Here is a 24199-nt window from a genome sequence, read left to right on the forward strand (position 1 = left end):
GCACTTAGAATAGTTTTAACCATTCTGTAGCTTCTTGTTTTGACATTCGTCCAGCAGCAAGACCTTCTCTTATTTGCTTATTCTGAATGATGTTTTTGACTGTTAAATTACTATAAGCGGTATACCATACATCAGTGGTCACTTGCTGGGCTCTTGCCCAGCATTTAAACCTTTCTTCATCTTTAGATCCCCCCCATAATAGCCACCTTGTCCTTGGATATAAAACAGTATTACTCCAAACTCCTGTCAACCCTTTGGATGCCTTATCAATAAAATCACCAAGATAACTTTCCCAGCTACTTCCATAGTTGCTCATAAACATGAGTGCTCTCCCTTCATCCACTATGACCCATCTAGCGAAATGAATGGTTGGAATTCCTCCCAATTCTCCTTTGGTAAAAACATACCTTGCAAGTGTCTCTATACCAGCAAAAACTGTTTTTAATAAAAAACGCCTTCTAAAACCTTTCTTAATATCTACTAATAGAGACATCTCGTTTTGCACTACCTTATCTTCTCTCGCTGTATGATCTTTGGCTCTTTGATCATAACGTGTATAAGGATATATCTTGTCTGTCTTCTCTTTTCTCCTGATCATTAGCCAAAAAACCAATGCTAATGGCAGCCTTACAATCATTTCTATTCCTGACTTCCAACCTGTTCTTCTAAATAGTTTCCAGCCTATAGGAACTCTATCAGGGCTTTCAATAGACCAATTAAATTCAGAGCTACTTCTCACTTGATCTTTAATATCTTCTCGGATTAATTGAGGATCATTGACGTCCGACCAGCCTTTTGTATTGCTATTTTGATCAATAAAGTCTTGAATAAACTCTCTTAGTTTTCCTTCCTTTTGTATCCGAGCTACGGACATACCTTGGGCACCCACATGAAAGGCTCCATAAGTAGCTCGAATCTTCTTTAAAAAACGAAATCTATCTTTCTTAGACGGCGAATTGGGGTATTCATAACAATGAAAAAAAATCTGATCCATCCCATCTGATGCCACTTCTACTATTTCATGAAGATGATCGTTCTCACTACCGTCATAGTTGGTAGAAAACATTAAAAAAGGTTCATTTAAGTTCCTAAAAGTAGCTTCTTCAGTAAAGGATTTGTCTACTATTACAAAACGAGCAAAATGTATGGATCGAATATCACGGAAAGGGAAAATTGCTTTTTCGTTATTTTCAAAAGTTTGATCTAGATCCTTTAGAATACCTCTAAGTTCTTCAATGCTACCAGGTCTAATTTTCGCTAGCATAGATAATGCTCCTTGACTGACAAAGTCATTCATATGCTTGGTGATAAGATGGTTGTAACTCACAAATCGAGAAGTTCTTTTACCATAATTTATCAATCAAAGACGTTATATACAAATTGAAACACACATAACTATCTAGTAGTTAAGATTTTCAATCTTACAATTAGGCCAATACTATATAAACTAACTTACACTCTTGAAACGTTGCTATAACCCTAGACAAGTTCAATTCATTTGAACAGCGAATCACGTAATATTTTCAAAAAAACTATCAAATGAGAGAATGTAACCTTCTTTCAAATCAAGGTTATTCAATCAAATTTTGATTCTTTAAAAATTTAGTCAGGTCATCGATAATCTCTTGTACCTCTATAGATTTTAGCTGATACAATTCATCTTGTTTGACATTATGTGAATAATGATCCCAGTTCTTTTTAAGCTTTTTCAATACTCTAGGCGTGATGTCAAACTCCCCAAAGTCTAACAATTCTTTTGCTAGCATAGAGCTTTTATATGATCCAGATAAATAGATTTTGAATATATCAACGTACGACTTGCTGATATCAAATCCCTCAAGCATACCTGTAAGATCTCCCGCTATATTTTTATTCTCTTTCCAGTGGATAGCTTTTAACAAAGCTGGTAGGGCAACTGCATTATCGCTAATACCACTTAACGTTTTTGATGCTAAATATCGAGTATTTTCACTGGTATGACTAAGAAGAGTTATCAAAGATTGTACTACATTCTCATCCGCTGATTTCACTAATTGCTCCACAGCAAAAGAGGAAGAATCGGACAATTCTCCCTCTAGTATTTTAAGATATTTTTCTGGATTTATTTCAGACACTTATTGTTGTTTTCTTTCATAGAATATCTCAGCTCTTCTATTCTTAGCATGAGCTGTTTCACTATCATCGTGATGCATTAGATCAGTCTCTCCCATACCTTCAACTGCAACATCATGATGTTTCACACCTAAGCGGTGTAGATATTTTGCTACCGCATGTGCTCTTTTCAATGAAAGCTTCTTGTTGTAAGTATGACTTCCTCTTGTGTCAGTATGTCCTTTTATTGCTACTCTATATTCACCGCCTTCAAGTATACTTGAATATAGCTGCTTGAGCATATGTTCTCCTGACTCGCTTAAAGAATGACTATTAAAATCAAAAAATAATGATGATTGCCCTGACTTATCTGTCCTAGCCAAGTATGCTATGTGTTTTTCTTCATAGAAATTTTTCAAACTATCTGACCAGTGACCTACTTTGTCATGAGAAATAGACACTACAAAAGACTGAGGATCAAACTCATTGTGCATTTCCATATGAATTAATGTTGGCTCTTCACCATCTTCAAGATTGGCATTAGCAGTAGGAGCTCCTACTACATGTGGTACATGAAAGTTGTACACATGATCATCCTTTTCTCTGAAAAATACATCTACATAATATTTTTCTTGATGAAGCTTTTTACCATCCTTATTGAAGGTCATAACCATGTTTTCATTGACAGGAACGAACATTTCATAGTGTCCGTTTTCATCTGAATAAGTCCTAAAATAGAACTGATCATACTCAATCTCTATCTGACAATCAGGGATTGGTTCCTTAGTCTTATCATTTAGTACAAGTCCTTCAATTTTAAATTCGTTAAACATCATGACTCTGTATAAATCTAGAGAACCATAACCTCCTTTCCTTGTAGAAGAAATATAGGCTACTTTACCATGAATAGAGAAATATATATCCTCAGAAACAGTATTTATTGGAAAGTCTAAATTTTCAGGTTTAGACCACTTTTTAGTCGTCTTGTCATAGGTTGATTTAAAAACATCAAAGCCTCCTAAACTATGATGACCTCTTGAACTAAAATATAAAGTACTGTCTTCTGCTAAAAAAGGAGCATCTTCATCAAATTCAGTATTAAGCTCATCCATTGGTATAGCCTTTCCCCAAGTACCGTCAGTCTGCTTATAAGATACAAATAAATCTAGATCCCGTCCATGAGACCTGAAGTCAGATGCAAAAATGATAAAAGACTCATCATCAGCTATAAAACAATGTGTATCAACTCCGTCTTCTCCATGAATATCAATTAGTTCATCTTCTTCCCATGCCCCATTTTCTAAATGAGATTTGAAAAGTCTACCGTTATGAAATGTTATTAACTTCTTTCCATCATCATACACTTGAACCGTGGCATCATGTCTCTTTTCGTGACGTGTATGAAATTCAAAAGGATCAGCTACATGCCATGCATTCAAACTGTCGATAGATGTATCGTGAATGGTTTCAAATGCCATTCCATCATGTGCAGTATATTCACTAGAGTCGTTTCGTGTGGTATAGAGTAACTCTCCAGTTCCATGAAACATTACTGCAGCATACTCTCTATACTTTGTGTTTACCTCAGGTCCAAAGTTTTGAATTACATATCCTTTGTAGTCTCTATAGTGTTGTTTAGCGTAGTCGATTCTTCTTTTCATATCGTCTACATGATATGCAGCTGTATCTTTTATAAGCATTAGCTCCTTGTATGCTTCATCAAATTCTTCCAAAAAATAGTGTGACACAGCAAGCAGAAAGTCTAAATCTTCATTTCTCTCATCAGTCAATAAAATAACATCCTTAGCTGCGTGAGGAGCATGAAGTTCAAGATGTACTTGAGCTTGAATAGCTATAAGGTCCAAATCTCGATACCCTGAATCTAATAGCACTTGAAATTGCTTTTCTGCCTGAATGAAGTTCCCGCTATTGAAAAGTCTTACTCCTTTTTTGAAGGACTTATTTGATAAAGCTGAATCTTGTTTTTTTTCTGCAAATGATAATTCCGTGCCCAATAGGCACATTAAAATCAGGATAGTAGTTAGTAGGGTTTTCATTTTTAATAATACGGGATATAAGTGAATCAAATACGAAAGTATCTCATTTTATTGTAATTCATAGAATACTATGAAAATCAAATTATTAAACCGTTTCACACCAATCCGACCCAATCATCTATGCTATCATATAGTCTGTTGGTTTTTTTCCAAATCGTTTCTGAAAACTTGAATTGAAATGGGTCACATTATTGATCCCAACACACTTAGCTACCTCTGAAGGGTTTTGCATGTTTTTTTCCTTTATAAGCTTCAAGGCCAGTTGAAGTCGGATCTCTTTAATGTGTTCAAATGGTGTAGTGTTGGTTAATTTTTTGATCATTCTATAGTACTTTCTTTCACTGACAGAAATTCGGTCAGCCAAAAAAGTTACGGACAGATGCTGATCGTCAATATTTTTTAAAATCACTTGCTCTACTTTCTTCAATAGTGATTTTTCAATATCATCTAATGTCTCTTGATTGTTAATAAATAATGCATCTGGGTTGCCATTATTCCATAAATCCTTCTTCTCAAGAAGATTATCTATTCTAGTTAGTAATTCATTAGGATTGAATGGTTTACATAAAAAATCGTTCACTCCTCTCAGAAGTACTTTTTCCTTATCTTCATCAGAGGTTCTTGCTGACAATACCAGTGCTGGAATTCTCTTTAGCTTTTCATCTTCTTTTAGGTTTTCTAATAGTTCAAAGCCATCCAACCAAGGCATCATAAGATCAGTAATCAATAAATCAACTCTTTCTTTTCTCAATATTTTCAAAGCCTGTATTCCATTACCAGCTAGTAATACATCATGTCTTAGTCCTACTATATCTTTGATATGATCTCGAACCTCTGGATGATCCTCTACTATGAGTACAGTTCTTCTCTCTTCATTATTGGCAACTTCTATTTTATCTAGATTGACTACTATATCATCTGCAACGGGCTTATCATCTACATCTAGATATAGATTGCTCTTTTCAGAACTATAGCTGAGCTGTTCGATATGATATATATGTTTCTCTTCTACGTTGTAGGCTATTCTTAAAAAAGACACGAAAGTCGATCCTTGTCCTAGTTTACTGTAAGCCTCTACATTTCCTCCATGCTGTTCTATTATTTCTTTTACCACAGCTAAGCCAATTCCAAATCCTTCTCTAGCTAAATAAGACCGGTCTGGGGACTGATAATATCTTTCGAATATATAGGGAATTTTATCTGGTGATATCCCTTCACCTGTATCTGTTATTGAAATCATCAACTGATAATCCACCTGAGTCAGTATCAATTCTATCTTATCTCCATTAACTGTATGTTTCAGTGCATTAGTAAGAAGGTTAAAAAGTACTTTTTCTATCAAATATGGATCTGCATGAATAATAGGTGGATCAAAAGATTCATTGGTATAGGTCAACACAACCCCTTTATTTTTCGCTACATCAGTGAACATATCAGTGAATAAACTCAAGAGTTCTTCCACATTAATATACTTTTTATTCAGCACTAGCTTTCCATCTTCCAATTTAGCCAACTCATTGATCTCATTAGTCATGTGAAGAATTCTCTCTGTATTTATTTGTGCAATTTTCAATTGTCGTTCAGCCTTAGAATTGAGAAATACTTCATCATTTGATAGTAAATAGTGTAAAGAGCCAGTGATTAAAGTCATTGGACTCCTTAGATCATGAGAAATATTGGCTAAAAACCTCGACTTGGCATTATTAATAGCTTTTAGTTTATCAGCCTGTTCTCTATTAACTACTGAACGTCGAAATATCATTCCACAAAGCCCAATAATTACCAAAATAAGAAAAAGAATAAACCAGAATTGAGTGTTAATAACCATCTGTTGATCATCACTCGACACTACTGGCTGAGCTGTAAGTATCTGAGATGCTAAAAGTAATAGACTAACTACTAAAAATAGATTCCAAGATGAAAGCACGATGGCCTTTAAGGCTAAGACAATCTTTTTCATTTAATCAAATTCAACAGAACTAACGAGGGGCTCTGTGCTAATTTAATAAATGAAAAGGACAGATTTAGAAGAGTTAGCAGCAATATGTTATCAACTTTAACATTGCGTAATGGTAATTGCCAATATTTAAGACTTTGACCTACAGCCTATTGGATTTCTTAAAACAGATATAAGAATATTACCATCCTAAAGCATAGTAAGAAAAGCTTCTATTATAAGTTTAGTCTAAAGATGACTTAGTGGTTTAAACAATTAATAAATTACAACGGTAAATTGAAGAGAATTACCTCAAGAGTAGTTCTTAGATAATATTAGAAATATAAGCACCTAAAGGCTATCAAAACCACGCATAATTAATATACTTTGTCCGTAAATTAAGACAATCCGGTACTTCAGTATTTTAGGAGTTTTCTACTTATTTATTGAAATTCGATGTTACTAATTTAGATGCGTTCAATTAACAGATCTATTGATGTTTACGAACATACCAATATAGTTCAACTTATAACTTGATCGGCAGAGTAAAATAAAAAGAACTCCCCTTTCCTATTTCTGAATCTAACCAAATATCTCCTCCATGAATTTTAATAATTTTCATACAGTTTGCTAAACCTATACCAGTACCTTCATACTCACTTCGGTTATGCAGTCTTTCAAACAATTGAAATATTTTATCAAAGTGCTCTTTTTCAATACCAATTCCATTATCAGAAACACAGAATTTCCACAGACTGATAGTCTTTTCGCAAGAAATATGAATTCGAGGTGCATCACCTACATTTCTGAACTTTAATGCATTACTTATCAAGTTTTGGAATAGCAGACCTATTTCTAGCTTATAGGCTTTTAAAGTAGGTAAATTTTCAACGGTCACTTGAGCATTAGTTTCTTTTATTGATTTATCTAAATCTTTCGTTATGTTTTTAATTAATAGTGAGATATCAACCTCTTGCAACTCTCTTTTTTTTCCTATTCTCCCATATTCTAACAAATCTTTAACCTTATTACTCATCCTGTCCGCACCTTCCTGTATATGATTTAAGTATTCTTTTAAAGAATCATTATTAGCAGAATCAGCCTCTTGAGAAGATAAAGAAATCAACATTTGTATAGTTTTAAGAGGCTCTTGTAGATCATGAGAAACAACATAAGCAAACTGTTCAAGCTCCTTATTCGATTCTTTCAGAACTCTTTCATTACTCACTAATCTACCATTGACTTCCTCCAAAGTGTTGTTCATATCCTCCAACATTCTCTCTACTTCTTTTCTAGCATCTATTTCAACCAATAGTTGCTCATTGGATGTAGTAGTTTTCTGTAATTCATCTAACATTTTGTTAAAAGAGCGAGCTAGTTGTCCCAACTCATCTTTAGCACCATGATTTATTCGACAGTTCATATTTCCTTTCGCAATCTCACGGATACATTTCATTAACTTTTCCATAGGGTGATGAATTGATCTCCAGAAGGCAAGAGAAAGCGTAATGATGATCAGAATATTTAATGCCAACACAATACCTAAATTAAGATTGGTATGATATATAGCTTTATCAGGTGCTATACTTCTAATTTCAAGTAACCTTATTTCCTCCAATTTCAGACTATCCATTTGAAGTCTAATTTGCTCCATTAGGGATTTGCCTAAATCAGTATTAATTACTTTCTGAGAAGCTTCAAAACCATCACTCTTTCTTAATGCTATTGTTTTGTCCAGTTCGGCTATTCTTTGAGCCAATAGATTTTTCACTTCTACGATACGTCGTGTCTGTTTGGCATTATCAGAAGTTAACTGTTTGAAATCCTCTAAATCTTGATAGATAATAGCAATGCTCTTGTTGAAAGGTTCCAGATATCTTTCATTACCAGTAATTACAAAGCCTCGTTGCCCCGTTTCGAGATCTACAATTTCTTTCTCAATACTTGATATCTCACTTAAAGCTTGATGTGTATGAATTATCCAATCTGTACTATGAATAAGGTTTTTAGAATTATTATAAAGCAAAATAACAATAGCTATTACAACTAATTGAATTGTGGAAACAAGAATTAGGAGACGTTGATTAATCTTAAGCCTGTAGAACATTCTTTAGTTTTATAGTTATTTAATCAAAATTGTCATAAAGATTAATGTTCATTACTTAAACTACTTAAAATCAGACACACCAATTAACTTCATCTAATCACTAAATGATTACATAGTTAATTATGAACTTTCTGATTTATTGTGTTTTGAGTCTTTTACACTATTTCCTTTAACAAAATTAGATTTTAAGTTCAGCACAGGTATGGACTTTCTTGAAACTAAAATTTAAAACGTGCTGATTTTAAAAGTAGTTCATCAAACCGATATTATAATTATCGATCTACTCATTAGATAAATTGATATAATTTAATTTTTTAGTCGAATAGTCATGATTGTACTAATCAAGAATCAACAAAAATTATTCTCTGGACATTGATATTTAGCCATAGACTCAATAAATAGTACATATCCTCCCTATTTCCCCTAGTATACTTTACAATAGCTTATCACAAATTTCCAATTGCTTTATTAATATTGAAGATTATGAATAAATTAATACGATCTCAATTAATCACGCCTACAGGAATGGAACGTCTCAAAGAAGAGCTAGACCACTTATGGCGTATAGAAAGACCTGATGTTACTAATAAAGTCTCTTGGGCTGCAAGCCTAGGTGACCGATCTGAAAACGCAGATTATCACTATAATAAGAAACGTTTAAGAGAAATTGACAAGCGTCTTCTGTATTTAAGAAAATGTATTGATGATTTCAAAGTGATAGACTATCACCCACACATGGATGGCAAAGTACATTTTGGAGCTTGGGTAGACATAGAAAATGAAGATAAAGGTTTCAAGAAAAAACTACGCATTGTTGGATACGAAGAACTGATTGGAAATAAGGATTATATCTCTATGGACTCTCCTATGGCCAAGGCTTTGATGGAAAAAGAAGTTGGTGATGAAGTAGTTGTGGAGACCACTGCTACTAGATTCATATGGAAGATTAAAAGTATTGAATATGAAAAGGACTGAATATTAATTTTATAGTTGTGCTTTTAGAATCTTTGTTTCAATATTTCAATAATAAAGCAAGGTTAAGACCTTATTATCTTATGTCATGCGAATATTGGAGCGGAACTTAAGACCACATTTTAACACAACCTTATTTGATTAACTTCGGTAAGAAGAATTTTGATACTTTAAATCATACTGTAGCATGTCCAAAATACTCGTTCTATTTGCTCATCCAACCTATGAACACTCTCGGGTAAACCAAGCTCTAATTGAAAGCATAAGTAAAAAAAAGGGGGTAATTGTTCATGACTTATATGAAAAATATGCTGACTTCAATATTGATGTCAAGTATGAACAGGAACTACTTTTGAAGCATCCAATTGTCATTTGGCACCATCCCTTGTATTGGTATAGTTGTCCCCCACTGATGAAACAATGGATTGATATGGTACTGGAATACAATTGGGCGTATGGTCCAAATGGAAATGTGCTTAAGGGTAAAAAAATTATGAATGCCATTACTACTGGAGGAAGTCGAGAAGTTTATTGTACCGAAGGATCTAACAATTACACTATTAACACATTTCTAAAACCATTTGAGCAAACCGCAACTTTATGCGGAATGGACTATTTACCTCCTTTTTCTGTGATGGGAACCAATTTAATTACAGATGAAGAATTAATAGAAGCTACACAGCAGTATAACGTAGCCATTGACCTGTTACTTCAAGAACAACTTTCTGACAATGATCTTGAACAATGCGAATATTTAAATGATTTACCAGAATTAAAAGATATCGAATTATAATGAGTGGAGACATACTTTTTAACGCCATTATATTTTTAGCTGGAGCTATTATATGCGTTCCTATTGCTAAAAAATTCGGTTTGAGTTCGGTTCTTGGATATTTATTCGCAGGTATCATCATAGGTCCTTATGTCCTAGGTTTTGTAGGTGAAGAGGGCGAAGACATCTTGCATTTTGCAGAATTTGGAGTAGTTATTATGCTGTTCCTAATAGGGTTGGAAATAGAACCGTCAAGTTTTTGGAAAATGCGAAAGAGCATAGTAGTTATGGGAGGAGCTCAGGTAATTATTACCTTAGTAATGGCTGACATCATATTCATTCTACTAGGATTCGACTGGAAAGTATCCTTAGTCATTTCCATGGCAGTGGTTCTTTCTTCTACAGCAATAGTGTTACAAACCTTGAAAGAAAAAGGATTAATGGACACGTCCTATGGTGCAGCTTCATTTTCAATTCTTCTTTTTCAAGATATCATTGTAATCCCGATGCTTGCGATTATACCTCTATTGAGCGACCCTGAAAAAGTAATACATGCAAGTGATGATCATGGTATCAATATTTTAGAAGGCTTGCCTTTAGCCGTACAAGGTGGAGCAATTATTCTTTCCGTCGTATTAGTCGTATTAATGGGTAAATACCTGATCGTCCCTATGCTAAGATTGGTAGCTATTACTAAACTGAGAGAACTGCTATCAGCCTCTGCTTTACTAATTGTATTCTTACTGGCGCTATCTATGGAGATAGTTGGATTAAGTCCGGCTCTTGGAGCCTTTCTAGGAGGCGTAGTACTCGCAACTAGTGAATTCAAACATGAACTTGAAAGTAATCTTGAACCATTCAAGGGTCTATTATTAGGGCTATTTTTCATGGCTGTAGGAGCCTCTATTAATTTCATAGTGATCAATGAAAACCCGGGTATGATTGCGGGATTGGTGACAGGTATCATCATTATGAAAGCAATAGTAATTTATGCTGTAGGCCACCTATTTAAGTTAAAACAAGACCAGAAGTTATTGCTTAGTGTAGGTTTAGCTCAAATCGGTGAATTTGCCTTCGTATTACTTTCATTTGCTTTTCAACTTAGTATTTTGGATCGAAACCAGCTTGACATGATGCTGGTAGTAACAGCACTAACAATGACTTTAGCTCCTATTTTAGGAGTCATCAATGAACGCGTTGTTTTACCACATGTAGGCACAAAGGAAATAGCATCAAGACCAATGGACCATATAGCCAAAGCTCAAAAAATAATACTTGTTGGTTTCGGACATTTTGGAAGTACTGTTGGCCGTTTTCTGAGATCCTACGGAATAGAGGCCACTGTATTGGATCACAATTCTAATCAAGTTGACCTACTTCGTAAGATGGGATTTGAAGTGTACTATGGTGACGCTACCAGAATGGATCTATTAGAGTCTGCTGGTATAGCTGATGCTGAACTTTTAATTTGTGCTATTGATGATCCTGACACTACCAATACTCTGGTAACTATGGTTCAAGAAAAGTATCCAAAATTGAAATTGATGGTAAGAGCCAAAAGCCGATATGATGCCTATGAATTGTTGAATATGGGAGTTGAACATGTCTATCGAGAGTCGCTAGAGACTTCTGTAAAACTAGCTGGAGATGTTTTATCGCATTTAGGGTTTAGGAAATATGGAATAGTACGACAAGCTCAGAACTTTATAAAGTACGATGAAAAGAGCCTGAGAAGACTAGCATCTCAACCAAGAAACACTGAAGAATATATTTTCAGAGTTAAAGAAGAAATAGCTCAATCAGAAAAGTTGCTTGAGGAAGACCTTAAGCGAGGTTTGATAGACACCAACCATCACTGGAACAGTGAATTGATGAGAAAAGATTCTTATACTGGAGAAAGTTGAATTTAAGCATTCAAGATAAGCTAGAGACTGATTATTACTCTGTAATATATTAGTCTCTAGTTCATCTTTTAAATCAATTAATCTTAACTAAGAACACATCTGATAAACACCTCTTAATCAAATGTTTAATCTCTAAATTATCCCAGAGACAGATAAACATCATTCTACATCTATTGAATTGAAGACAAGGTTCTTATATCTTTAAAGTTCTCTTTCATTACACACCTCACTATGTCTGACTCTTTTGCCGCTACTGAAACTGGGATTGAAACTATGCCTACAGATTGGATATACAATGACATTCAAATAGCGTTTCCCATAAAAGACTTTCCACACATCAATTCTCTTATTTCGCAGTATGCGTTACACATGAAGAGCCATAACGACTCTATTTATCAGTGGGCTAAGACTTTTACTATAGTACAAAAACAGCAAGCTACTAAATCTCTTTCTAATGAATTAATCTACCAAACTGGTTCAAACCAAACCAAAAAACGAGTTGTCGAAGATAAGATACTTGAATTAGCAGAGAATCAATTGATCATAGGAGGTGCTGGTAGTGGAAAAACTACGACTCTCAAAAGATTATACCTTCATCAAAAGACGTCTGACTTAAAAAACAGTAGATATAAGACCGCTATTTTAATCAGGTTAAGAGAATTAAAGTCTGAAAGTATATCACACGAAATACTTAAAATATTAAATATCAAGACTCACCTCAAAACATTCGAAAGCGTCTATTTTATTAATGACAGTCTCGGTCAACGAGTTCAAAAAACAAAACTTACGAGATTAGAATATGTTGGTGAGCAAAAAATTGATGAGTTTGTTACGAATATTCTAAATGCTGGGAATACTATTCTATTTTTAGATGGGCTAGATCAAACCCCATTGAACGTACAAGCCGACATCAAAAGAAATATCGAACAAATTGCCTCTAGTTTAACAACTTCTAAAATAATCCTTACCTCTAAAGGAAATTATGATAAGACTAAAAATAAGGGGTTTAAGACATACCAAATATCGCCATTAGATTCAGTCTCTGCTGCTACTCTGTCCAAAAACTCTTTGAATGATAATAGTGATCTTTTTTTCAAATTATTAACCCAAAAAACATACGTAGATATAGCCTATAAGCCTCTTATATTTAATTTATTGGTATATCATTTTGAACATTATCATGAGCTTCCAAATTACTACTTCGAAATATATAATAGAACCTCAACCCTACTAGTCAAAAAATGGCACCAAAACAGTGAACTTATAGCTTCATTTGATGCAGATCAAAAACTTGATTTTTTAAAAGAAATAGCTTTTTATTTCTCATATCCAGAACAAAAAATCACTTTCTCATTAGAGAATATTAACGCTGTATATCAACATCTCTACTCAAAGTATGACTTACCAAAAACAGGTATTGAAATCATATTACAAGAAATAGAAATTCATACTGGCTTGATCGTAAAAGGATCAGATAGCCATTATGAATTCTCTCATCTTACAATTCAAAAATATTTATTTGCTGAATATTTAGTAAATAAACCTATTGATGCGAAAAGTATTGAACAGTTTTTACAAGTTCCTGAAGCTTACGCCATTGCAACATGTATAACTTCATCATCAGAAAGTTGGATGGCTAATCTATTACTTAATCCCAGTTTTGGACGTTCTAAATTTCATGGTAAGAAAAGGCGCAAGGAACTTTTCAACTTATCTCTGTTCACCTATCTCGAAAGATTGATCAATGAATCACCAAGGTTTTCGGTTTCAATGGATTTAGGGTATGTAGTGATCTATCTATTATTTCATGCGAATGAAAAAAAGACAATTTCATTTAAAAACACACTTAACAAGCTCTTTTTAACCCCTAACGTTCAAAAGAGTTTTTTATTAGCACTAGAAAACTATGATGTTAGTAATAGAAACACTGACGCTTACTACATTAAGCTAAAGAAGGATGTAGAGCAATTTGATGAAGTTAAATATCCTGTAGAAGGCTACTTACCAAAAAACATCGCCATTCAAATCGAGAGACAAAAGTTTTAAATTGGATAAATAAAGTGATTCCTTCTTTGAAAAAAGGTCACAAACAGTCTTTGCAACTTCCAGTCAATAAAATTGACATGGTTTCAATTTTATAATCTTGTATTTGAGGAATTTCCATATTTATATCAATACACTCTGTTTTTCCACACTGAGTGCACTGAAAGTGAGGATGAACTTGCGTACAACCCGTATTAGAACAGCATTTGTATTTCGAATACCATTTAGCTCCATTTTTTCCTATGAAAGAATGAAGCTCCCCATCGTCTTCTAATCGATCAAGTATTCTATACACAGTTGTTCTATTCATTTCATCACCTAGCTTATCGAGCAGTTCTTGAATAGAAATTGCTACCGTACTATTCTCAAAGAGTTTTAAAAGAGAATTAACTGATTTTGTCTTTCGGATAACACCCATACCGCAAGTTTATCGCACCTATGTTGCGTTTACAAGCTAGCTGATTATTTTTGCAACCGTGTTGCGATATTAAAATTCTTTGATGATACGATTACAAAAAATTACACAACCAGATACACTGGGTGCGACTGCAAGTACACTTTGTATTGCACATTGTCTGGCTACTCCTTTATTATTTATTGCCAGTGCTTCATATAGCACAGAGTCACCTACATGGTGGAAGGTAATAGACTTAGTGTTTTTAGGCATTTCATTCTTCGCTATACTACAAACAAGTAGAACGACTACAAAAGCATGGATAGGAAATGCACTCTATGTAAGTTGGGGTATACTCACCGCGGCTATCCTTAATGAAATATTCGAAGTTGTACACTTACCTGAACTAGCAGTTTATATACCTGCTATAGCTTTGATTAGTCTTCATATTTACAACCAGAGATATTGTAAATGCGTTGGAGATAACTGTTGTTCAAACTCATAATTTTATGGAAGATAAAGTACTTGAAGAGATAGAAATCATAGGTGATAATCATGCATCTACTAATGTAGAAACACCTATGCGTGACGATGCCTTCGATAAGTCTAATGATGAAAAAATCACCAATATTCAAAAGTATTTTGGTCTAATCATGGAAGAATTGGGCTTAGATATGAATGATGACAGTTTATCTGGAACTCCCTATAGAGTAGCAAAAATGTATGTAAAAGAGCTATTTTATGGTCTAGACCCAAAAAACAAACCGAAGTTATCGACCTTCGAAAACAAATATGGGTATGGCAAGATGTTAGTTGAACAGAATATCACTATTGACTCAGCATGTGAGCATCATTTTTTACCTATCACTGGAAATGCTCACGTAGCATATATACCTAAGGATCGCGTAGTTGGTTTGTCAAAGATCAATAGATTAGTTAATTATTATGCTCACAGACCCCAAGTACAAGAGAGACTTTGTTTGCAGATTATGAAAGACCTTCAAGAGGCTCTGGGAACTGAAAGCGTAATGGTGGTTGTGTCAGCCAAACATTTATGTGTTTCCTCAAGAGGAATAAAGGACAAGTCTAGTTTCACCACTACAATGGAATACTCAGGAGAATTTGAAAAAGAAGAGGTTAGAAACGAATTTTTCAACTGTCTAAATAATAAGGTAGACTAATTTTCTAAAATAGAGATAGGTTTAAATTAGATCGCTGATTATGCTTAAATGCACCTCTCTGAGTTTTGCATATAGTCCAGAAACTCAATTCCGATTTCCAGATTTCACAATAAATAATGAGGAGCATCTGACTATTCTTGGTGAATCGGGAATAGGAAAAACTACACTCTTGCACTTGCTCGGAGGTTTGCTTATACCAAAGTCTGGAAAAGTAGAGCTGGATGGAGTTAATCTCAGTACTTTACCCAGTAGTCGAAGAGATAATTTTCGAGGACAAAACATTGGAATGATATTCCAGTCGTCCCATTTTATACAGTCATTGTCCATTGGTGAGAACATGGCTATGGTGCAATACCTTGGAAAGGTAAAGAAAGATAATCATCGTATCAACGACATTCTGACGAGGCTAGGCTTAGAAAATAAAGTCAAAAAACGTCCGAACGAACTTAGTCAAGGGCAGCAACAGCGAGCATCGATAGCCATGGCTGTATTAAATAGTCCAAAAGTTATTTTGGCGGACGAACCCACATCTAGTCTTGATGATAAAAACTGCAACACTGTAATTGAACTGTTAAGAGAAGAAGCCTCATTATCTAAGGCTAACTTAGTGGTCATTACTCATGATCAAAGACTAAAGAATGAGTTTCAAAAGATCATAGAGCTATGAAAATATTCTGGCTGAGCGTAAAAAATGTAATCTCACGACCGATGAGTACGGTTTTGAGTCTTTTACTTCTAGCTCTGGGTGTAGGTATTATTTCCCTACTTCTTCAACTCAACAGATATCTTGAAGATGAGATGACCAAGAATATAAGAGGTATAGATCTTGTTATTGGAGCCAAAGGAAGTCCCTTGCAATTAATCCTATCAGCAGTATATCACATAGATGACCCTACAGGAAACATCTCTCAAAAAGAGGCTAATAGAATCTTAAAAAACAGAATGGTAGATTTTGGTATTCCATTATCCTATGGAGATAATTATGCTGGATACAGAATAGTCGGTACTACTCATGAATACACTGAGCTGTACCATGCAACACTAGCTGAAGGAACACTTTGGAATAAAACATTTGAAGTTACGTTAGGATCAAGAGTCGCCGAAGTTCTAAATCTTAAAATTGGTGACACTTTTAGTGGTTCTCATGGTCTAATGAATAGTATTGAAGTACATGAAAATGACTCTTATAAGGTAGTAGGTGTACTAAATCCATCAAACTCCGTTCTTGATCAACTCATTCTTACACCTACGGAAAGCGTCTGGGAAACACATCATGATGAAGAGGAACATCATGAGGGAGATGAAGAAAAAGAAATTACTGCTATGCTCATTGGATTCAAGAACCCTGCCGCATTGATACAAGTCCCTAGAATGATCAATGAAAAAACCAATATGCAAGCAGCAGTTCCTGCCTACGAAATGGATCGCCTTTACAAGCTCATGGGAGTTAGTATTACAGTATTGAAGTATATAGCTGCTGTAATAATTACAGTATCAGGAGTAAGTATATTTTTTAGTCTCATTAGTACTCTTAAAGAAAGAAAATACGAACTAGCCATCATGCGAACTTATGGAGCCTCTCGCTGGCAATTGTTATTAATGATGCTCTTTGAAGGGCTCGTATTAACAATTGTAGGATTTTTATTGGGTATATTAATCTCATCAGTTAGTTTGAATTTTATTTCGCTGTTACTTGATTCAAGCTTTCATTATTCATTTAGCACCATGCAATGGACAGCACAGGAATACGTTCTTATGGTGTCTACATTAGGGATAGGATTAATAGCTGCATTAATACCAGCGCTAAATGCTTTCAATCTCAATATATCAAAAACGCTCTCCAATGCTTAGATTAAGTCTTATCATATTGATGTTGTTGGTTTCTCCAGCATTTGCTCAAATCAAAATTACTTGGGAGACACTTGCTGATGTTTCATTCACCGATAAATGGAGTGAAGAAGAACAAGGTTATTATTACTATCCTCATTTTGGCCCTCGTGTCAAGGCTATGAGAAATAAAGAGATATTCTTAAGAGGATATATGCTTCCACTGGAACCAGAGGAAGGGTTTTATGTACTATCTAAAAACCCGTATGCCTCATGTTTCTTTTGTGGATCAGGTGGACCTGAAACTATTGCACAAATAAGATTCAAACCTGGCCACCCAAAATTCAAAATGGATCAAATTGTTACAGTAAAAGGAATCTTAAAACTGAACAAAGATGATGTCTACACTTGTAATTATTTAATAGATGAAGCCGAGGTATTTTAATGATAATCATCATTAATGAGTAAAACGTTATAAGATCAAAATTTCAAAAACCTATACTAATATATATTTACAAGACAAGTTGACATTTAAACCTCGATTACAATTCCGACTATGTTACAAAGAAAGTTTGACAAAATAGTCCAAGAACATTATCCTAATGCCATGGACGCGAAAGACACATCCATCCATTATTTAGGATTAATGCAGAATGATCATAACATTAATGTATCTCGAGTTTTGATGGCTACATCGGTATGTTCTGACGATATTAATGTTCCTTCCACCACTTTTTTCAATGTATTATTTGGCCCATTTATTCTTGGAGGCTTAGGCGGATTACCCTTTGCAGGTATTACAGGTATGACTGCTTTTGCTCATCACATTCCGGATGAAGGAACAGCTTTCATTTTCTATGGCCCTCATATTGGTGTAACTCATGATGGAGAATTAGGGAAAATGTATAGACCTCGTCAAGAAGAAACTGGAAACTCCTGTGGTGCATTAATGCTTGCCTTAAGTAGGCTTCAAGATGAAAATTACAAACCGACCATCAGTGAAAATGATTATCAACAAATGAAACTAGAAGAAAGTTTACTTCCTTATAGAAATGAATTTGTAGATAGTGAAAACCCTCAAAAAGCGATTACTGATACTGCTTACAAGATAATCGATCAGAAAGTGCATGAATATGTAAAAGCATGTAAAAACGAATTTAGTGTCGATAAAGTAGCTCTTTTGGGTGGAGTTGTTATCAATACAGACTATGGGTTAGATGACTATTTCGATGCTCGAAATTTTCAAGTAGTCGATTTAAAAAGTCTTTAAGAAGAATCTAACTAATATATAACAAGTAGCTTCAGAGACCTCTGTCATAGCAATGAAACTCTACGTTTAAAATTCCAAAGTATACAGGTAGCCAATTAATATGACCAAAAGACTTATTGATATAATTTAACAGTACGTTAATAGGTACTTTGCGACCATCTAATAAAGAATATCAAAATTTGAGGCGGAAAGTGAACTAGTTCATTTAGATATGCTAGTTCACAAGAAGCGATTGATTTACGATGGAAGCGATTATTACTGTTGTTGGATTTTTAGGGGCTGGCAAAACAACACTTTTAAAGCGATTATTGGAAAGCTGCCTGAATACTGGCTGGAACCCATTTATCATTCTCAATGATTACGAAAATGCGAGTCTAGACATACAACAATTTACCGAAAAACTAGATCAAAAATGGGTTCGTGGACTTAGCGGTAGCTGCATATGTTGTAGTGGAATAAGTGAACTCAGAGACTTTGTAAATAATATCCCTGAAAGAGAGAATGGTATAACGCTCATTGAAGCAAATGGAACATCTGATGCTTGTTCTTTGATGGGTTTTTTAGGAGTAGGAATAGATGAACGTTTCCTTCCTCCTATTCAAGTATCTGTCGTTGATGTAAAAAACTGGCAAACAAGAGGTGAGCATAATGAGCTAGAAGCCAATCAAATTCAAGTATCCTCATTAATCGTTCTTACTCATACTGATAATACCTCTACAGAAAGAATATCTGAAGTAACTGAAGAATTACTAAAACTAAATCCTAATGCCCAAATATTAGACTTTGATAAGATTGATGTAGCATTGCTGCCATCACTAGTACCCTCATCCAACCAAGCACAAAAACTTGAACATTTAAAGGCTCATTGGTCTTCTTGTTCGATTGACTTACCAACCCTTCCTGATCTTGAGTGTATCCAAGAGATCTGTAAAAACATCCCAAATAGTATTTTAAGAGTAAAAGGCTGTACTGAAGTCAATAATGAAGAACAGTTTACTTACTTCGAAAGAACTCCTGATGGAACTGTCAATATCAGACCCTTCAATGGTATTCCTATTACTGGAGCTAAACTATTGACTGTAGGTCCTGGCAGTAATTCATCTTCTCTTGAGAATATTGTAAACGAAAGTATAGCACACGCTCAATCAAGATAACAAAAGCTAAAAAGTAAATAACTGTATCTAAGCACGATGTCAAAAGAATTAACGAAAGAATATAACCGTAGAAAATTTTTAACCTTCTTGGGAAAGGCAGGTATTGGAGTAATTGCGTTTCCTACCTTTCTAACCAATTGTGGCACTAAGTCTAATCCTACTATTTCAAATGAACTAGCTGAAGAATACCTAGACAAGCTGAAAAAAACACCTCTTAAAGGGTTAATTCCTTCAGATAAGGACGACCTTCTACTAGCTGAGGGTTTGAATTACCAGACTTTGATCAAATGGGGTGACAAAATTAGTGACACTGATACTTTTGGGTTCAATAATGATTTTATCTGCTATATCCCATTAGATGAAAATAATCCTAAAGAAGGTCTTTTATGGGTTAACCATGAATATACCAACCCTTTGTTTGTATCTGGTTTCAACAAGTATGAGTTTGAAAACCCACGAGAGCATCGAAGCAAAGATCAAATCACAAAAGAATTATACAATGTAGGTGGAAGTATCATCAGAATAAAAGAAGAGAATGGTACGTGGAAAGTAATACCAAACGACGCCTACAATAGAAGAGTGACTGGTCATACACCTATCTCTCTCAACTGGGACGAACCTATTGAAGGTAAGACTGAAGTCATAGGTACTAATAGTAATTGTTCTGGAGGAATCACTCCTTGGAATACTTTTTTGACTTGTGAAGAAAACTACGCGGATTGCTTTGGTGAATCCGAGTATGACGAAAGCAATGTGAAAAGCCATAAAGAAAGTAGATATGGTTGGGAACAATTCTATAACTATCCTCCAGAGCACTACGGATGGGTAGTCGAAATAGAGCCAAAGACTGGTAAGGCACAAAAGCATGTAGCATTAGGTCGATTTGCTCATGAATGCTGTACGCTCTTTGAGCTAGAAGATAAAAGAGTAGTTGCGTACAGTGGAGATGACACTAATGATGAGCACCTATATAAATTTGTTTCTTCAAAGGCAGGCTCTCTGAAAGAAGGCACGCTCTATGTAGCTGATACGATTAATGGAAAATGGCTTTCATTGGACTGGGAAAGTCAACCAATATTAAAGTCAAAATTCAAGAACCAAACAGAGGTGCTAGTGAGAGTGAGAGAAGCTGCCAAACTACTTGGAGCTACTGAACTCAATCGACCTGAAGACATTGAAATTGATCCTATAACTGGACATATTTTAATCTCATTAACAAATAACAAACCAAAAGGCGACTATCATGGGTCTATTTTAAAAATAGAAGAGACTGATGGAGCTTTTGATTCACTTACTTTTAAAGCATCTACGTACTTGGCAGGTGGTGAAGAAAGTGGATTCTCCTGCCCTGATAATTTAGCATTTGATTTATCTGGTAATCTATGGATGACTTCAGATATTTCCGGAGACTCTATGAATAGAGAAGACAAACCATATGCTCCATTCAAAAACAATAGTCTTTTCGTAATACCAAGGTATGGAGAAGATGCAGGTAAAGTAATCAGAGTAGCTTCTGCACCTAGAGACGCTGAGCTTACAGGTCCTTGGTTTTCTCCTGATGGAAAAACATTATTTTTAAGTGTACAGCACCCTGGAGAACTTACTAGAGATTTGCAAAACCCAACAAGCAAATGGCCATTTGATGAGGATAACATTCCAAAGCCAGCTGTGGTTGCAATTAAAGGAGACTTGATAGAAAAAATGAACTTCTTGAATCAAATTTGAATCTAGATAAGCGAAGGTTCCTGATTCAGGAATTGGAATAAAACCTGATATAAAAGGAATTCAGCATATATGAGCTCTAAAAACATTATTCCCTCCCTTGATTCCATCTTGGGAGGGCCTGTTCAAGTATCAAGTAAGTCTTGGGAAAATCATCAGATAATAAAGCAATCAGATGTTAATTTATTTTGCTGGACAAGAGACTATGATCAATCGATAAGCTCATATATCTATGAAGCAGTAATTAATAATGTATCTGAAATAAACGTCAAGGTAGAAACAGCATCTATTGAAGATATTTTAATCACTGCTTCTAATCAATGGAATTCCATTATCAGTACTTCGAATACTTCAGGCAATGACTTTTGGAATGATATTCTGTTTCTGACTACAGATTTTCTAAAACTAACTGAAAAGCCAGGTTGTAATTTACATTTAGGAATAGTTGATGATGAGACTTGCACTCAATTTCATATAGACCAATTCGACTACAAACTATTTTGCACTTATTATGGTTCTGGAATAGAATGGCTTCCTGAGAAAGCCGTAAATCGTGAAGGTTTAGGAAAATCTAATGAGTTGATTATTAAAGACTCTAGTGAAATTCAGAAAATGGAAACATTCGAAGTAGGGATCTTAAAAGGAGACAAATCTCAACACACACCAGCTACAAAGGGAATCGTATACAGGTCTCCTTCAATAGAATCAAACAATATGAAGAGGCTCGTTTTCAGACTAGATTAGAACGATCATTGGTAAGATTGAATACATACTAAAATCTCGTTAATCTTTTTAATAGTCTCGGTACTAGCTTCAGAAGTCTTTAGCCAACCTAAATGCTGTCTGAGTTGATCAATCACATGTGTCTTATTTTCAACATTTTTGATGTGAAACTGATCAGGTCTAGAAAGCATATTAATGTAAATGGAATCAATATCAATTAACCCTTCCTCAACTAGCTGCTTATGCAGACTTGTAATCGCTGCAACATTCAAAGCACTAATAGTCGGGGCTATTTCCAACTGAACATGTGGACATTCTGACTTTATCACCTTAAGGTTTTGCTTGATTGTGCTCCAGTCAGAGTCTCGTCTTATCTTCTCCCCTAGTTCTCCTGCTGCATCTATACTAGCGCTTACCGTTACTTTATGGAATTGCTTCCAATATTCTATCACCGATTTGCCTTTAAAGTCTAGTAGAGACAGGTTAGTATTATACCTCAGGTGAACACCCTTTTTTTCTTTCTTCAAAAGAAGTTCCAACACCCTGTAGTGCTGATCCATCACCAGTGGCTCTCCTCCTGCGAAATAGAACTCCTCCACTCCAGAAACTATACTTTCTAGTTGTTGAAAGAACTCGTCTTCCTTATTGATAGCCTTTATAATAGCAGTTTTAGCAACATTGGTTCCAGTGGCTTTCGCTTCTTCAAACCATTTAGAGCTGGCACCGTGCCAGCAAGTGACACATCGAAAGTTGCATACGTTCGAGAACCGAATATCTAAGTAGACAGGTTTGGAAACAATATCGTCTTGTATTATATCATTGATCTTATACCCATACTTTTCTAGTGTTTCTTGTCGAATACTCTTCACTCCACTATCCTCAAGATCATAACATCCTCGACATCGCTTATCCTTCTTGCCAGAAAGTAAATTGGATCTAAACTCGTTGATCTTTACCCCATTCCAGATTTCACCTATTGTTTGCTTATTGATATCTCCAAAAGTAATAGGTGCTATACAGCAAGCTTGACAAAGTCCTCTGGTGCTGACATGTAGATGCAACCAAGGCATCAAGCAAAAGGCATCATTTCCTTCTATTTTAGAAGTATTTGTGCTCATAGAATGTATCAGAAAGATTAGTCTACTCCTTAGGCTTGTATTTACTTAAAATACTCTTTTTAGGTCTTGGTCCACGAAGGTGAATGATCAAGCCATCTAGAAAATTACGAAGGATTTGATCACCAGCCTCTACATATTTCGGGTGGTTTTCATCCCTAAACATATCTCCCAGTGATCCTTTAGTTATCTCAAAGTCTACCAACTTCAGGATATCTACAATGTTTTCATCTCGTAGTTTATGTGCTACTCGAAGCTTTTTTAGAATATCATTATTGGTAAGCATACTTTAATATTTCAAAACCCAAGCCTCTTCACCATCTACAGTATTGAACGAAGGGGCAGCTGCTACGGCTTCCTCTAGAGAACTATAATCCGCAATAGCGATTCTATAAAACTTGTTGCTTCCGTATGGCTCGATGATTTTAGACCCAGAACCTTGATCCGACAACTCATTGGCATAATCCATCGCCAAGTCACCATCCAGACTGCTAGAAACGATTACATAAAATTGTCCTGTAGCGGAGGTAATATTCTCTATTGTACCTATTTCTGGTTCTTCTAGCTTCTCTTCTACTATACCCAATTGGTCTTGAGGATATTGTTCATTAGGAAAGAGCGTTAGAGCTTCTCCATAGAGCTTAAGTGATTCTTCCCAGTTTTCAAGTGCAAATGCCTCGTCAGCACTAGATATAATCAACTTATACTCGTTTCGTTTTTGCTCAGCTTGACGCTTAAGACGTTCTTTTTTCTTCTTTGCAGCATTTCGTTTCGCTATCTGCTCTTGACGAAATTTCTCTTTTGCCTCTTGAGCTGGTACGTGGCTAAAAAAATACCATGAGGCGACTAGGCCTGACAAAACAACTAATATGATGACTGCTATGATCGCTCCTTTATTCATTTTCTTGTAATCTATTGTCTATGGAATAGC

Annotated in this window: 22 protein-coding genes; 13 read left to right on the top strand and 9 right to left on the bottom strand. The window is 35.0% G+C overall.

Annotation, left to right across the window (positions count from 1 at the left end):
- Positions 1-4 precede the first annotated feature (4 nt).
- The 5 genes from DKG80_RS05430 to DKG80_RS05450 form a co-directional block, all read right to left on the bottom strand.
- Positions 5-1327 carry a hypothetical protein gene (locus DKG80_RS05430; RefSeq protein ID WP_221409054.1) on the bottom strand — a complete coding sequence of 441 codons (1323 nt, stop codon included), beginning with the start codon at positions 1325-1327 and terminating at the stop codon, positions 5-7.
- 244 nt (positions 1328-1571) lie between these two features.
- A complete protein-coding gene (locus DKG80_RS05435) occupies positions 1572-2114 on the bottom strand; it encodes a HEAT repeat domain-containing protein (RefSeq protein WP_109830306.1) in 543 nt (180 codons plus the stop codon).
- Positions 2115-4148 (bottom strand): OmpA family protein, encoded by a 2034-nt coding sequence (locus DKG80_RS05440; protein WP_109830307.1) that lies wholly within the window; start codon positions 4146-4148, stop codon positions 2115-2117.
- A 118-nt stretch (positions 4149-4266) separates the two neighbouring features.
- Positions 4267-6108: a hybrid sensor histidine kinase/response regulator transcription factor gene (locus tag DKG80_RS05445; protein WP_109830308.1), complete on the bottom strand. Its 1842-nt coding sequence runs from the start codon at positions 6106-6108 to the stop codon at positions 4267-4269.
- 502 nt (positions 6109-6610) lie between these two features.
- A complete protein-coding gene (locus DKG80_RS05450) occupies positions 6611-8191 on the bottom strand; it encodes a sensor histidine kinase (RefSeq protein WP_109830309.1) in 1581 nt (526 codons plus the stop codon).
- A 483-nt stretch (positions 8192-8674) separates the two neighbouring features.
- Between DKG80_RS05450 and greB the strand changes: the two genes are divergently transcribed.
- The 4 genes from greB (at position 8675) to DKG80_RS05470 (ending at position 13885) form a co-directional block, all read left to right on the top strand.
- Positions 8675-9166: a transcription elongation factor GreB gene (gene greB, locus DKG80_RS05455; protein ID WP_109830310.1), complete on the top strand. Its 492-nt coding sequence runs from the start codon at positions 8675-8677 to the stop codon at positions 9164-9166.
- Positions 9167-9350: 184 nt separating this feature from the next.
- Positions 9351-9956 carry a glutathione-regulated potassium-efflux system oxidoreductase KefF gene (gene kefF, locus DKG80_RS05460; protein ID WP_109830311.1) on the top strand — a complete coding sequence of 202 codons (606 nt, stop codon included), beginning with the start codon at positions 9351-9353 and terminating at the stop codon, positions 9954-9956.
- Positions 9956-11839, top strand: coding sequence for a monovalent cation:proton antiporter-2 (CPA2) family protein (locus tag DKG80_RS05465; RefSeq protein WP_109830312.1), 1884 nt, complete (start codon positions 9956-9958; stop codon positions 11837-11839). Before kefF ends, DKG80_RS05465 begins: the two co-directional genes overlap by 1 nt.
- Positions 11840-12070: 231 nt before the next feature.
- Entirely contained in the window at positions 12071-13885 is a 1815-nt protein-coding gene (locus DKG80_RS05470; protein WP_109830313.1) for an NACHT domain-containing protein, read from the top strand.
- Between the two features lie 37 nt (positions 13886-13922).
- Here DKG80_RS05470 and DKG80_RS05475 read toward each other — a convergent pair whose 3' ends face one another.
- Complete coding sequence (locus tag DKG80_RS05475; RefSeq protein ID WP_109830314.1) at positions 13923-14300, bottom strand: Fur family transcriptional regulator; 378 nt, start codon at positions 14298-14300, stop codon at positions 13923-13925.
- A gap of 82 nt (positions 14301-14382) precedes the next feature.
- Between DKG80_RS05475 and DKG80_RS05480 the strand changes: the two genes are divergently transcribed.
- From DKG80_RS05480 to DKG80_RS05520, 9 genes are all read left to right on the top strand, one after another.
- Entirely contained in the window at positions 14383-14781 is a 399-nt protein-coding gene (locus DKG80_RS05480) for a MerC domain-containing protein (protein ID WP_109830315.1), read from the top strand.
- 4 nt (positions 14782-14785) lie between these two features.
- Positions 14786-15457, top strand: coding sequence for a GTP cyclohydrolase I FolE (gene folE / locus DKG80_RS05485; RefSeq protein ID WP_109830839.1), 672 nt, complete (start codon positions 14786-14788; stop codon positions 15455-15457).
- A gap of 40 nt (positions 15458-15497) precedes the next feature.
- The gene (locus DKG80_RS05490) at positions 15498-16124 is read left to right on the top strand and encodes an ABC transporter ATP-binding protein (RefSeq protein ID WP_109830316.1); all 627 of its coding nucleotides are present in this window, start codon (positions 15498-15500) and stop codon (positions 16122-16124) included.
- Positions 16121-17308: an ABC transporter permease gene (locus tag DKG80_RS05495; RefSeq protein WP_109830317.1), complete on the top strand. Its 1188-nt coding sequence runs from the start codon at positions 16121-16123 to the stop codon at positions 17306-17308. The genes DKG80_RS05490 and DKG80_RS05495 overlap by 4 nt, the downstream gene beginning before the upstream one ends.
- A complete protein-coding gene (locus DKG80_RS05500) occupies positions 17301-17729 on the top strand; it encodes a DUF3299 domain-containing protein (protein WP_109830318.1) in 429 nt (142 codons plus the stop codon). The genes DKG80_RS05495 and DKG80_RS05500 overlap by 8 nt, the downstream gene beginning before the upstream one ends.
- A gap of 111 nt (positions 17730-17840) precedes the next feature.
- On the top strand, positions 17841-18554 hold the full coding sequence (locus DKG80_RS05505; protein WP_109830319.1) for a hypothetical protein: 714 nt from the start codon (positions 17841-17843) through the stop codon (positions 18552-18554).
- Positions 18555-18796: 242 nt separating this feature from the next.
- Positions 18797-19708, top strand: a complete 912-nt coding sequence (locus DKG80_RS05510; RefSeq protein ID WP_109830320.1) for a GTP-binding protein — start codon at positions 18797-18799, stop codon at positions 19706-19708.
- Positions 19709-19744: 36 nt separating this feature from the next.
- Positions 19745-21433: a PhoX family protein gene (locus DKG80_RS05515; RefSeq protein ID WP_109830321.1), complete on the top strand. Its 1689-nt coding sequence runs from the start codon at positions 19745-19747 to the stop codon at positions 21431-21433.
- Between the two features lie 69 nt (positions 21434-21502).
- A complete protein-coding gene (locus DKG80_RS05520) occupies positions 21503-22174 on the top strand; it encodes a DUF1826 domain-containing protein (protein ID WP_109830322.1) in 672 nt (223 codons plus the stop codon).
- Between the two features lie 5 nt (positions 22175-22179).
- On the opposite strand, the gene DKG80_RS05525 is transcribed toward DKG80_RS05520, so the two are convergent.
- From DKG80_RS05525 to DKG80_RS05535, 3 genes are read right to left on the bottom strand one after another with little or no spacing between them, the layout of a single operon-like run.
- Positions 22180-23271 carry a twitch domain-containing radical SAM protein gene (locus tag DKG80_RS05525; RefSeq protein ID WP_109830323.1) on the bottom strand — a complete coding sequence of 364 codons (1092 nt, stop codon included), beginning with the start codon at positions 23269-23271 and terminating at the stop codon, positions 22180-22182.
- 22 nt (positions 23272-23293) lie between these two features.
- Positions 23294-23554 (bottom strand): DUF1456 family protein, encoded by a 261-nt coding sequence (locus DKG80_RS05530; protein ID WP_109830324.1) that lies wholly within the window; start codon positions 23552-23554, stop codon positions 23294-23296.
- Positions 23555-23557: 3 nt separating this feature from the next.
- Complete coding sequence (locus DKG80_RS05535) at positions 23558-24169, bottom strand: SPOR domain-containing protein (protein WP_109830325.1); 612 nt, start codon at positions 24167-24169, stop codon at positions 23558-23560.
- Positions 24170-24199 lie beyond the last annotated feature (30 nt).

It is taken from the genome of Reichenbachiella versicolor (assembly GCF_003171675.1).
GTDB lineage: Bacteria > Bacteroidota > Bacteroidia > Cytophagales > Cyclobacteriaceae > Reichenbachiella > Reichenbachiella versicolor.

What these genes read in the sequence shown, in the direction of transcription:
- DKG80_RS05440 (WP_109830307.1), bottom strand. Translation starts at nt 4,148, where the DNA reads ATGAAAACCCTACTAACTACTATCCTGATTTTAATGTGCCTATTGGGC.
- DKG80_RS05445 (WP_109830308.1), bottom strand. Translation starts at nt 6,108, where the DNA reads ATGAAAAAGATTGTCTTAGCCTTAAAGGCCATCGTGCTTTCATCTTGG.
- DKG80_RS05450 (WP_109830309.1), bottom strand. Translation starts at nt 8,191, where the DNA reads ATGTTCTACAGGCTTAAGATTAATCAACGTCTCCTAATTCTTGTTTCC.
- greB (WP_109830310.1), top strand. Translation starts at nt 8,675, where the DNA reads ATGAATAAATTAATACGATCTCAATTAATCACGCCTACAGGAATGGAA.
- kefF (WP_109830311.1), top strand. Translation starts at nt 9,351, where the DNA reads ATGTCCAAAATACTCGTTCTATTTGCTCATCCAACCTATGAACACTCT.
- DKG80_RS05465 (WP_109830312.1), top strand. Translation starts at nt 9,956, where the DNA reads ATGAGTGGAGACATACTTTTTAACGCCATTATATTTTTAGCTGGAGCT.
- DKG80_RS05470 (WP_109830313.1), top strand. Translation starts at nt 12,071, where the DNA reads ATGTCTGACTCTTTTGCCGCTACTGAAACTGGGATTGAAACTATGCCT.
- DKG80_RS05475 (WP_109830314.1), bottom strand. Translation starts at nt 14,300, where the DNA reads ATGGGTGTTATCCGAAAGACAAAATCAGTTAATTCTCTTTTAAAACTC.
- DKG80_RS05480 (WP_109830315.1), top strand. Translation starts at nt 14,383, where the DNA reads ATGATACGATTACAAAAAATTACACAACCAGATACACTGGGTGCGACT.
- folE (WP_109830839.1), top strand. Translation starts at nt 14,786, where the DNA reads ATGGAAGATAAAGTACTTGAAGAGATAGAAATCATAGGTGATAATCAT.
- DKG80_RS05490 (WP_109830316.1), top strand. Translation starts at nt 15,498, where the DNA reads ATGCTTAAATGCACCTCTCTGAGTTTTGCATATAGTCCAGAAACTCAA.
- DKG80_RS05495 (WP_109830317.1), top strand. Translation starts at nt 16,121, where the DNA reads ATGAAAATATTCTGGCTGAGCGTAAAAAATGTAATCTCACGACCGATG.
- DKG80_RS05500 (WP_109830318.1), top strand. Translation starts at nt 17,301, where the DNA reads ATGCTTAGATTAAGTCTTATCATATTGATGTTGTTGGTTTCTCCAGCA.
- DKG80_RS05505 (WP_109830319.1), top strand. Translation starts at nt 17,841, where the DNA reads ATGTTACAAAGAAAGTTTGACAAAATAGTCCAAGAACATTATCCTAAT.
- DKG80_RS05510 (WP_109830320.1), top strand. Translation starts at nt 18,797, where the DNA reads ATGGAAGCGATTATTACTGTTGTTGGATTTTTAGGGGCTGGCAAAACA.
- DKG80_RS05515 (WP_109830321.1), top strand. Translation starts at nt 19,745, where the DNA reads ATGTCAAAAGAATTAACGAAAGAATATAACCGTAGAAAATTTTTAACC.
- DKG80_RS05520 (WP_109830322.1), top strand. Translation starts at nt 21,503, where the DNA reads ATGAGCTCTAAAAACATTATTCCCTCCCTTGATTCCATCTTGGGAGGG.
- DKG80_RS05525 (WP_109830323.1), bottom strand. Translation starts at nt 23,271, where the DNA reads ATGAGCACAAATACTTCTAAAATAGAAGGAAATGATGCCTTTTGCTTG.
- DKG80_RS05530 (WP_109830324.1), bottom strand. Translation starts at nt 23,554, where the DNA reads ATGCTTACCAATAATGATATTCTAAAAAAGCTTCGAGTAGCACATAAA.
- DKG80_RS05535 (WP_109830325.1), bottom strand. Translation starts at nt 24,169, where the DNA reads ATGAATAAAGGAGCGATCATAGCAGTCATCATATTAGTTGTTTTGTCA.